The following is a 10,052-nucleotide window of genomic DNA, read 5'->3' as shown; positions in this document are numbered from 1 at the left end:
GCCGCCCGCCGAGGCGGAACGGCACTCAGACCTCCGCCGTCTCCCGGGTGGAACCGACGCAGAGGGCCCAGATGACGAAGATGTCCAGGGCGATGATCACGATGGCCCAGAAGGGGTAGTACGGCAGCCACAGGAAGTTGGCGATCATGCTGAGCCCGGCCAGGACGATGCCGACCGCCCGCGCCCAGACGGCCCCGCCGAAGAGGGCGATACCCGCGAGCACGACGAGGATCCCGAGAATGAGGTGGATCCAGCCCCAGCCCGCGGTGTTCATCTGGTACGCGTAGTTGCGGGTGACGACGATCAGGTCGTCCTTGGCGATGGCGGCGATCCCTTCGAAAATCGCCATGGCGCCGCCGAAGATCATGATGACTGCCGCGAAGACGGTCCAGCCGGTGGCGAACGGCCGCCGGGTTGTCTGGACAGGTGTTCCAGTCGCGTTGCTGGCCATGATCGAGCTCCTTTGGGGACAACCTCGTCGCCCGGGGGGCGACTCCGGGGAGGCCTCTCGTACCAGGCTGCCACCGAGATCGCCGGGCGGCACTCCGGAGCCCGCGGGCCGCAGGGCGCCACCGCCCCGACGCGGGCGCCCTGGCGTGGGCGCGCAGGGGCGTCCCGCCCCGGCGGGTAGGCGTGGATCAGGCCCCGTCGGGCGGATCCCGCCGACCGGCCGGCGACGGACACGACGGCCCGCTGCCGCGCCTCACCCGCCCCCTCCGTCACACCCGGGGCCCGGGCGGCGGGTGGGCATGACCTGCCGTCAGGTTCCCGTGCGGGTCGCGACCGGTCCCGCCGTATCAAACCCCTCGGGGCGGGTTCGCGCCCTTCACATTTCAGCCACGCGACCTCGCGACAATCGCCTCAACAACCATTGTGACGACGCATGTTCGAAGGTAGAGTCCCGGTTCTCCGAGCACGGACGGGCGCTCGCAGCGCATTACCTGGGGCGGGAATGTCGAAGAGCCATGGCACCACAGAGGTCACTGCCGACCTGTTTGACGTGTTCACGGAAATTGCTCGGCGATATCCGTCCCGCCCGGCGATTGTCCATCACGGGCACGTGCTCGGTTATCGCCGGCTCCAGGAGCTGGCGAACACCCTGGCCGCACGCCTGGGCGCCGGACCGGGGGTGGTCGCCGTGCAGGCGACGCACACACCGGAAACGGTCGTCGGACTGCTCGGCGTCCTGGCGGCCGGCGGTGTGTATTGTCCCGTCGATCCGGCCTTCCCGGCGCAGCGCCGACAGGAGATGACGTCCGCGGTCGGCTGTCGCACCATGGTTGTCGGCGAAGCCGGTCCGCCGTCCCCGCCGGGGATGGATTCGTTCGTATTAGGACCGCTCGCGGAACTCACCGCGAGCACCACGGAAACCACCGCGGGAACCGCCACCGGAACCACCGCCGGAACGCCTGCGGAAGCCCTCCCGGTAACCGCCCCGACGGCCCCGGCGCAATCACCGGCGATCGACGGCCGCACCGCCCCGACAGTCCGCCGGTCACCGGCCCCGGGCACGGGCCGACCGGCCTTCGACCCGGACGCTCCGGCCTACGTCCTCTTCACCTCGGGGTCCACCGGGCGGCCGAAGCCCGTCCTCACCCCCCGCCGGGCCATCTCCAGCAGCGTGCAGTCGTTACGCGGCCTCTTCGGCCTCACGCCCGAGGACCGCGTCCTGCAGTTCGCCTCCCTCAACTGGGACACCTGCTTCGAGGAGATCCTCCCGACGCTCACCTCGGGAGCCGCCCTCGTACTCGACTCCGAGGCGCACTCGGGATCGTTCCCCCGGTTCCTGCGCATGGTGGAGCGGGAGCGGATCACCGTCCTCGACCTGCCCACCGCCTTCTGGCACGAACTGGTCCTGTACCTCGCCGAGGACGGGGCGGCCCTGCCCGCCTGCCTCCGGCTGCTGGTGATCGGCGGCGAGGCGGCCAGCCCGGCCCGGCTGACGGACTGGAGCGGCCTGGACACCGGGCGGATCCGCCTGCTCAACACCTACGGCTGCACCGAGACCACCCTCGTCACCCACGCCGTCGACCTGCACGGCCCCCGGGCCCCCTCCCCCGGCCGGGTGTGGGACGGCACCACCCGGGCGCCGATCGGCCGGGCACTGCCGCACGTCGTCGAACACATCGACGAACAGGGGGAGTTGCTGATCGGCGGGCCGGCGCTCGCGCTCGGCTACCTCGGGCTGGCGGAGGCCACCGAGGCCAGGTTCACGACGGTCGGCGGCGAGCGCCTGTTCCGGACCGGCGACCGGGTGCTCAGCTCACCCGAGGGCGTCCTCACCCATCAGGGCAGGCTGGACGACGAGATCAAGGTCCGCGGCATCCGCGTCGACCCGGCCGAGGTCGAGGCCCGGATAGCGGGCCACCCCCGGGTGCAGGCCGCGGCCGTGGTCGGGGTGACGGCCGCCGGCCGGTCAGCCCTGGTCGCGTACGTCGTCCCCAGGACGCCGGCGGCCGCCGAGGGCCTGGACGCGGCGGTGCTGGCCTACCTCCGCGACCTGGTGCCCGCCCATCTCGTACCCAGCCGGATCACCGTTGTCCCGCAGCTCGCGCTCACCGCGAGCGGCAAAGTCGACCGGGCAGCCTCGCACCAGCGGCACGCGGCCCCTCAGCAGGTCAAAGGAGACCTTCCATGAGCGTTGACACCACCGCCTCCGCCGCCACCGGCGGCGCGCCCGCCGGGCCCGGTTCCGATGCCGGACCCGCCGCCGATGTGGAGGCCCTGGTGGCGATCTTCCGGCGCGTACTGGAGAGCCCCGACGTCGCGCCGGACTCCGACTTCTTCCTGCTCGGCGGCGACTCGCTGATCGCCACCCGGGTGCTGAGCGCGATCGCCCGCGGCCACGGGGTGGAACTCTCCTTCGAGGACTTCCTGTCGGCGCCGACCCCGCAGGGTCTCGCCGGGACGATCGCGGCCGCCCGGTGAGCGACCCGCACGGCTCCGACTCCGACTCCGCAGATGTCGCCAGAGCCAGAACCAGAACCCGGACCAGAGCCAGAGCCAGAACCGCCGACACTGCCGACACTGCCGGAGTCACCGAAGCCGTCGGCACCGGCGTCACCAGCGCGGTCGTGGTCGGCGCCGGACTCGCCGGCCTGACCGCCGCGACCGGCCTGGCGGCCCACGGGATCGAGGTCACCGTCCTGGAGGCACGGGACCGGGTCGGCGGTCGCACCCACGGCCTCCGGGTCTCGGAGACGGGCTGGGTCGACGCCGGCGCCGCCTACCTGGGCGAGCGGCACACCGAACTGCTGTCCCTGTTGTCGGAGTTGGAACTCAAGACCAGCCCGACCACGATGCTCGGCGCCAGCCGGTTCGCGCTCGGCGCCGGGAACACCACCAGGGACGGGCGGTTCCCGCCGCTCAACGCCGTGGCGCTCGGCGACATGTTCGAGCTGCTGGACGAACTCACCACCGCCGTAAGGCCGGACGCACCCTGGCTCACCCCGGACGCCGAGCGGCTGGACACCCTGACCGCCGCCGACTGGGCCGAGCAGAACCTCACCCACCCGGACGCCCGGCTCTTCTTCCCGCTCTTCCTCGGCGAGATGATGGCCGCCGACCCGGCGGAGGTGTCCGTCCTGCACATGGCGTTCTACCTGCGCTCCGGCGGCGGCATCCGCTACCTCAACGCCTTCGAGGGCGGCGCCCAGCAGGACCGGATCGCCGGCGGCGCCCACCAGGCGTGCGAGCGACTGGCCGGCCGGCTCGGCGCACGGGTGCGGCTCGGCGAGCCCGTCCTCGCCGTCCACCAGGACGCCGACGGGGTCACCGTCCGCTCCGCACTGGGCGAGTACCGGGCGGACGTCGCGGTGGTGGCGCTGCCGCCGCTGCCGGCCGAGGCCGTCGAGTACCGGCCCGCACCACCGGTACCCCGGGCCGGCGGGCGCACCGCCCGCGGCTGCGCGGTCAAGGTCAACCTGGTCTACCCCGCCCCGGTCTGGCGGGACCACGGCCTCTCCGGCTGGTCGGTCAACGCCGAGGGGCCGCTGCTCTCCACCGTCGACGACTCGCCGACCGAGGGCGGGACGGGCGTGCTGACCGGATTCGTCACGGGCGCCGAGGCGCACCGGTACGCGGCGCTGGACCCGGCGCGGCAGCGCTCCACCGCGGTCGAGCAGGCCGCCCGGCTGTTCCCGATGCTGCCCGAGCCGATCGGGTTCCATGTCACCGACTGGGTCAACGAGCAGTACAGCAAGGGGTGTTACGCCGCCCTCCTCGGGCCGGGCGACTGGCTCCGGCACGGTCCGACCCTGACCGCACCGCACCGGCGGGTGCACTGGGCCGGAACCGAGACGAGCACCGAGTTCTTCGGGCTCATGGAGGGCGCCGTCCGCTCCGGCCACCGCGTGGTCGCGGAGATCCTCGACCGGCGCTAGGCCTGACCGACAGATCCCACCGGGCACCGGCGAACACCCCCCGACCGCACCGCCCGAACCACCCCCTGAACCACCGGTCCGCCCCCGGACCGGTTGCACACCGCCTCCAAGCCGCCCGCCACCGGTTCCACAAGAACCCACGTCGGGCACCACACCCCGGGAGACCGCCATGAGCGACCAGAGTTCCATCGCGCCCCTCTCCGCCAGACAGCAGCTGATGACCGAGCCCACCCTCGGAGCCGGCAACTTCCTGGACCACGCCATCGCGGTGAACCCCAACCGCGCCGTGCCCTACGCCTACAGCCACCACACGGACCACCGCGGCGCCGTCGTGCTGCGCGGCCACAGCCTGCTCGACCTCGCCGACCTGCGCGACCGCTACGCCCGGTGGTACTGGGCGAACGGCGTGCGCCCCGGCGAGCCGGTCGGCGTGGTGGTCGGCGAGGGCCTGGAGCCGCTGCTGCACTTCTTCGCACTGACCGCGCTGGGCGCCGTCCCCGCCCTGGTCAACGACGCCATGCGGCACGACGTCATGGTCCGCTACCTCACCCACGTGGGCGCCGTCGGCATCGTCGCGGACGACCCGACCCGGCTCGCCGCCGCCTACCGCGAGGACCCGCGGCACCGGCCGCGCTTCATCGCGCTGGCCGCCGAGGTCCAGGCCTTCGACGCCGAGTCGGCCCCGCTCCCCGAGGTCTACCCGTACCGGCACGCCGCGGACGACGTGGTCGCACTGATCCACTCCTCGGGCACCACCGGCACACCGAAGTCCACCATCCTGGCGCACCGCCAGTTCTGGGACGGCAAGCAGCCGCGGATGGTGCGCTTCCCCGCCGAACCGTACGACCGGCTGATGTCGCTGATGCCGCACACCCACGCGGGCGGGCTCAGCTACTTCCTCACCGCCACCCTGCTCGGTCTGCCCACGGTGGTGATGTCGGACTGGCGGCGCGTGGTGGTGGAGCCCGTGATGGAGGCCTTCCAGCCGACCATGGTCGCCTCCTTCCCGCGGACCTTCGTCGAGCTGGCCACCGGCGAACTCCCCTCCCGGGGCGCGGCGAAGGTGCACTCCTGGTTCAACACCGGGGACAGCGCCCACTACGGGCACATCCGCCGACTGGTGCAGCTCGGCGAGCGGCCGGCCGGCCTGATCGAACCCTGGCTGCTGCCGCAGCAGCGGGCGGAGCAACCCGCCCTGCCCGGCTCGCAGTTCATCGACGGCCTGGGGTCCTCCGAGATGGGCATGGCGCTGTTCGGCCAGGTCACGTCACCGGAGAGCAGCCGCAACGACCGCTGTGTCGGCAAGCCGCTGGAGGTGGTCACCGGCGCCGCCGTGCTGGACGGGAACGGTGACGAACTCCCGGACGGCACGGTCGGAATGCTGGGTGTGATCACCCCGTCCCGGACCCCGGGCTACTGGAACAACCCCAAGCTGACGGCCACCTTCGAACTGGCCGGCTACTGGCTCACCGGCGACCTGGCCCGGCGGGACGCCGACGGCAACTTCTACCACCTCGACCGCACCATGGACGTGATCGACACCGCCGACGGCCCGGCCTACAGCCTGCCGATCGAGGAGGTGCTGCTGGCCGACTGCGCCGAACTGGTGCAGGACTGCTCGGTGGTCGGCGTGCCGGCTCCGACCGGGGGCCAACGACCGCTCGCCGTGGTGCGGTTGCAGGCCGGCGCCGCGCAGAGCACCGCCGAGGAGGTCCAGGAGGCCGCCAACAAGGCGCTGGCCGCGGCGGGTCTGACAGCGCTGGCGGCGGTGCGCATCGCGCGCACGGCCGAGGAGTTCCCGCTCGGGCCCACCGGCAAGGTGCTCAAGCGCGAGCTGCGGACCCGCTTCGCCACCCTCTTCACCGGCCAGTAGCACCCGATGGACCAGACCACGACCCGGCAGCCGTACCAGTACGTACGGACCCCGCTGACCGAGCCGGACTGGCGCCGGCTGCCGGGCTGGAGCGACGTCACACCGGCCCAGTGGCGGGACGCCCAGTGGCAGCGGGCCCACTGCGTCAAGAACCCGCACCAGCTGCGGGCCGTCGCGGGCGACCTGCTGACCGACCGGTTCTACGAGGAACTCGCCGCCGACCAGGCCGGGTTCGCCACCATGTCGATGCTGCTCCCGCCACAGATGCTCAACACCATGGCGCCGCACGCCCCGACCGACCCGCGCTCGTTCACCGAGGCGTTCCTGGCCGACCCCGTCCGCCGCTACATGCTGCCGGTCCGCGCGGACCGGCACCCGCGGTGGCCGAGCCACCCGAGGGCGGAGCGGGACTCGCTGCACGAGGCGGAGATGTGGGTGGTGGAGGGCCTCACCCACCGCTACCCCACCAAGGTGCTCGCCGAGCTCGTCTCCACCTGCCCGCAGTACTGCGGGCACTGCACCCGGATGGACCTGGTCGGCAACTCCACGCCGCAGGTCGTCAAGTCCAGACTGGTGCTGCGCCCGGCCGACCGGCAGGAGCAGATGCTCGACTACCTCAAGCGCACGCCGACCGTACGCGACGTGGTGGTCTCCGGCGGCGACCTCGCCAACGTGCCCTGGCCGCAACTGGAGTCGTTCCTCATGCGGTTGCTGGAGCTGGGCTCGGTACGGGACATCCGGCTGGCCAGCAAGGCGGTGGTGGGCCTTCCGCAGCACTGGCTGCAGCCGAAGGTGCTCCAGGGGCTGGGCCGGGTGGCCGCGCTGGCGGCCCGGCGCTCGGTCAACCTCGCCGTGCACACCCACGCCAACCACGCCCGGTCGGTGACGCCGCTGGTCGCGGAGGCGGCCCGGGCCCTGCTGGACGCGGGGGTGCGGGACGTGCGCAACCAGGGCGTGCTGATGCGCGGCGTCAACGCCACCCCCGACGACCTGCTGGACCTCTGCTTCGCCCTCCAGGACGAGGCGAACATCCTGCCCTACTACTTCTACCTCTGCGACATGATCCCCAACGCCGAGCACTGGCGGACCTCCGTCCACGAGGCCCAGCGCCTCCAGGAGGCGATCATGGGCTACCTGCCGGGCCACGCCACCCCGCGGATCGTCTGCGACGTGCCGAACGTCGGCAAGCGCTGGGTGCACCAGGCGGTGGCCTACGACCGTGAACGCGGCATCTCCTACTGGACGAAGAACTACCGGACCGCCCCGGAGGTCCGCGCCGCCGGCCCCGACAGCCCGCTCGACCGGCGCCACCCGTACTACGACCCGGTGGACACCCTCCCGGAGCCCGGCCGCCACTGGTGGTCCGGACAGGCCGCGCGGCCGGAGCCGACGGGACGGCCGGAGCCGGCCGGACGGGTGGAGCCGGCCGGGCCGGCAGAACTGACAGGGCCGGTCGGCGACCGTGCTCCCGAATCCGTGAGGACGACATGACCGAACCCACGACCACGCCCGCCGCCACCGGTCCGACCACCGATCCGGCCGCCGCGGCCGGCCCGCTGCGCCGGATGTGCTGGATCTTCCCCGACCGGGAGTCGAGCCGGGCGACCGCCATGTGGCAGGACTTCTTCTGGGACCTCTACGCCGAGGCCGCCCGCGACCTGGGGATGAGCTGGACCCGGCACGCGCCCGACGCGGTGACGGTGGACGGCACCGTACGCGGCCGGCCCCGGGTCTACGTGGACGGCGAACCGGTGACCCCGCAGGACACCCTCTTCGTCACCGCGCTCTACTCGCTCCCCTACCAGTCGATGGACATCTTCAACCAGTACGCGCTGTACGCGGTGCTCGAACAGGCGGGCTTCTACCTGCCCTTCCCGCCCCAGGTGTCGCTGATCGGCAACGACAAGATGGCCACCCTCCTGTACCTCGGCGACTCACCGGTGCCGCCGATCCCGTCGATCCGGATCGGCACCGGCCGGGACATCGGCAAGAACCTCTACGAGGTGGCACTGGGGAACCTCACCTACCCGGCGATCGTCAAACCGGCCGGCTGGTGCGGCGGCGGCGGGATCAACCTCGCCCGCAGCGCCGAGGACATCCGCGGCCTGGCCAGCCTGGCCCAGGGCGGGGACACCACCCTGGTCGTCCAGCCCTACCTCGGCGACGGCACCGTCGACTACCGGGTGTACGTCGTCGGCGGCGAGCCGTACGCCGTGATGAAGCGGACGCCGGAGCCCGGCTCGCCGGTGGCCAACGCCAGCCGCGGCGGCGCCATGGAGTTCCCGCCGATCCCGGCCGAACTGGCGGTGGCCACCGCCTACTTCGCCGAGCGGATCCCGATCCCGTTCTTCTGCGTCGACTTCCTCTTCGACGGGGAGCGGTACTGGTTCTCCGAACTCGAACCGGACGGGGTGATCGCCCCGGACTTCGACGATCCGCACCGGACCCTCCAACGGGACATCACCCGGGCCCGGTTCACCGCCTACCGGGACGCCCACGCGAAGTGGCTGGCCGACGGCGCGGCCGGCCGGCCGGTCCCGTTCACCACAGAGACGGAAACACGATGACAGAGCACTTCTCGCTGGCCCCGGAGGCGGCCGGACCACGGCTGCACGTCGCGGGGCGCTCGCTCGAACTCCTGCAGTCCGTACCCGAGTTGGCCCCGCGGTACGCCGCACACGAGGCGGTGCTCACCCTGGACGACGTCGCCGCGCTGCCACCGCTGGCGAAGGACGACCTCAACGTCGCGCTGGCCCACCTGGAGCCCAAGGCCGAACGCGGCGCCACCTGGCTGTTCCAGAGCGGCGGCAGCACCGGCGCGCCGAAGGTCGGCTACGCGCCCACCGGCTTCTACATGGCCGGCGTGCACGCCCACTGGCGACCGCTGGACCGCACCGACGTCTTCGTCAACGCCTGGGGCGCCGGCCGGATGTGGGGCGCGCACTTCCTCGCCGCCGCCCTGGCCGACCTCGCCGGCTGCCAGGTCATCGCCCTGGGCTCGGTCGGCGCCGACGAGTACGACGAGTGGCTGGCGTTCCTCCGCGCCCGGCGGGTGACCGCGATCGGCGGCACGCCCAGCGTGCTTCGGATGTGGTTCGCCCGCGCGCGGGCCGCCGGTCTGAAGCTGCCGGAGCTGCGCAAGGTGCTCTGGCTCGGCGAGGCCTGGCAGCCCCAACTGGCGGAGGACATGGCCGCGGTCGCGCCGGACGCCCGCCGCTGGGGCATGTTCGGCAGCACCGAGACCTGGGTCGTCGGCACCAACACCCCGGACTGTCCGGCCGACACCTTCCACCCGCTGCCCGAGCAGCTGGTGCACGCGGGCCCGGACGAACTGCTGGACTTCACCACCCTGAACCCCGACATGCTGAACCCGGTGCTGCGGTACCGGACGGGCGACGCCGGCCGGATCGTGTCCTGCCCGTGCGGCCGGCCGGGCCGGGCGATGCGGGTGCTGGGCCGCCGGGACAGCGTGGTGCAGGTGCGCGGCCTCGGGCTCGACGTGGACGAGGTCATCGCGCGGGCCGAACGGGAGCCGGGCGTGGCCCGCGCGCAGGTCCTGATCACCGAGCAGCGGGGGCGCGCCACCGGCGTGGACGTCCTGCTGCTCACCGGCCGGGGCGCGGCCCCGGACCTCGATCGACTGCGCCGGGAGCTGCTGTCGGCGACGTTCACGCTCAGCACCGCCTTCCAGCACGACCCGGAGTCCTTCCGGGTGCGCGCCGCGGACGTGCTGATCAGCAACGACCGCACCGGCAAGACCTCGAACCTCGTCGTCCGGGAGGAGCCGTGACGGCGCC

At 72.8% G+C, this 10,052-nt stretch carries 8 protein-coding genes; 7 read left to right on the top strand and 1 reads right to left on the bottom strand.

Annotated features, from left to right (window positions below; genetic code table 11):
- Positions 1-25: 25 nt before the first annotated feature.
- A complete protein-coding gene (locus ACFTWP_RS31435) occupies positions 26-451 on the bottom strand; it encodes a hypothetical protein (RefSeq protein ID WP_380268350.1) in 426 nt (141 codons plus the stop codon).
- A gap of 432 nt (positions 452-883) precedes the next feature.
- On the opposite strand from ACFTWP_RS31435, the gene ACFTWP_RS31430 reads away from it, so the two are divergent.
- From ACFTWP_RS31430 to ACFTWP_RS31400, 7 genes are all read left to right on the top strand, one after another.
- The gene (locus ACFTWP_RS31430) at positions 884-2,638 is read left to right on the top strand and encodes an AMP-binding protein (protein ID WP_380268349.1); all 1,755 of its coding nucleotides are present in this window, start codon (positions 884-886) and stop codon (positions 2,636-2,638) included.
- Positions 2,635-2,928, top strand: coding sequence for an acyl carrier protein (locus tag ACFTWP_RS31425; protein ID WP_380268348.1), 294 nt, complete (start codon positions 2,635-2,637; stop codon positions 2,926-2,928). The genes ACFTWP_RS31430 and ACFTWP_RS31425 overlap by 4 nt, the downstream gene beginning before the upstream one ends.
- A 146-nt stretch (positions 2,929-3,074) precedes the next feature.
- Entirely contained in the window at positions 3,075-4,382 is a 1,308-nt protein-coding gene (locus ACFTWP_RS31420; protein WP_380268347.1) for a flavin monoamine oxidase family protein, read from the top strand.
- 169 nt (positions 4,383-4,551) lie between these two features.
- Positions 4,552-6,255: a class I adenylate-forming enzyme family protein gene (locus ACFTWP_RS31415; protein ID WP_380268346.1), complete on the top strand. Its 1,704-nt coding sequence runs from the start codon at positions 4,552-4,554 to the stop codon at positions 6,253-6,255.
- Positions 6,256-6,261: 6 nt separating this feature from the next.
- Positions 6,262-7,746, top strand: a complete 1,485-nt coding sequence (locus ACFTWP_RS31410) for a KamA family radical SAM protein (RefSeq protein ID WP_380268345.1) — start codon at positions 6,262-6,264, stop codon at positions 7,744-7,746.
- Entirely contained in the window at positions 7,743-8,822 is a 1,080-nt protein-coding gene (locus ACFTWP_RS31405; protein ID WP_380268344.1) for a RimK family alpha-L-glutamate ligase, read from the top strand. Before ACFTWP_RS31410 ends, ACFTWP_RS31405 begins: the two co-directional genes overlap by 4 nt.
- Positions 8,819-10,045, top strand: a complete 1,227-nt coding sequence (locus ACFTWP_RS31400; RefSeq protein ID WP_380268343.1) for an AMP-binding protein — start codon at positions 8,819-8,821, stop codon at positions 10,043-10,045. The genes ACFTWP_RS31405 and ACFTWP_RS31400 overlap by 4 nt, the downstream gene beginning before the upstream one ends.
- The last annotated feature ends 7 nt before the right edge of the window (positions 10,046-10,052 follow it).

This window comes from Kitasatospora sp. NPDC057015 (assembly GCF_042673745.1).
Classification (GTDB): Bacteria; Actinomycetota; Actinomycetes; order Streptomycetales; family Streptomycetaceae; genus Kitasatospora.
This window is presented reverse-complemented; position numbering and strand designations above follow the sequence as displayed.

Bases quoted from the DNA above. Each gene is read 5' to 3' on its own strand.
- ACFTWP_RS31405 (WP_380268344.1), top strand. From the start codon at position 7,743: ATGACCGAACCCACGACCACGCCCGCCGCCACCGGTCCGACCACCGAT.
- ACFTWP_RS31400 (WP_380268343.1), top strand. From the start codon at position 8,819: ATGACAGAGCACTTCTCGCTGGCCCCGGAGGCGGCCGGACCACGGCTG.
- ACFTWP_RS31415 (WP_380268346.1), top strand. From the start codon at position 4,552: ATGAGCGACCAGAGTTCCATCGCGCCCCTCTCCGCCAGACAGCAGCTG.
- ACFTWP_RS31430 (WP_380268349.1), top strand. From the start codon at position 884: ATGTTCGAAGGTAGAGTCCCGGTTCTCCGAGCACGGACGGGCGCTCGC.
- ACFTWP_RS31410 (WP_380268345.1), top strand. From the start codon at position 6,262: ATGGACCAGACCACGACCCGGCAGCCGTACCAGTACGTACGGACCCCG.
- ACFTWP_RS31435 (WP_380268350.1), bottom strand. From the start codon at position 451: ATGGCCAGCAACGCGACTGGAACACCTGTCCAGACAACCCGGCGGCCG.
- ACFTWP_RS31425 (WP_380268348.1), top strand. From the start codon at position 2,635: ATGAGCGTTGACACCACCGCCTCCGCCGCCACCGGCGGCGCGCCCGCC.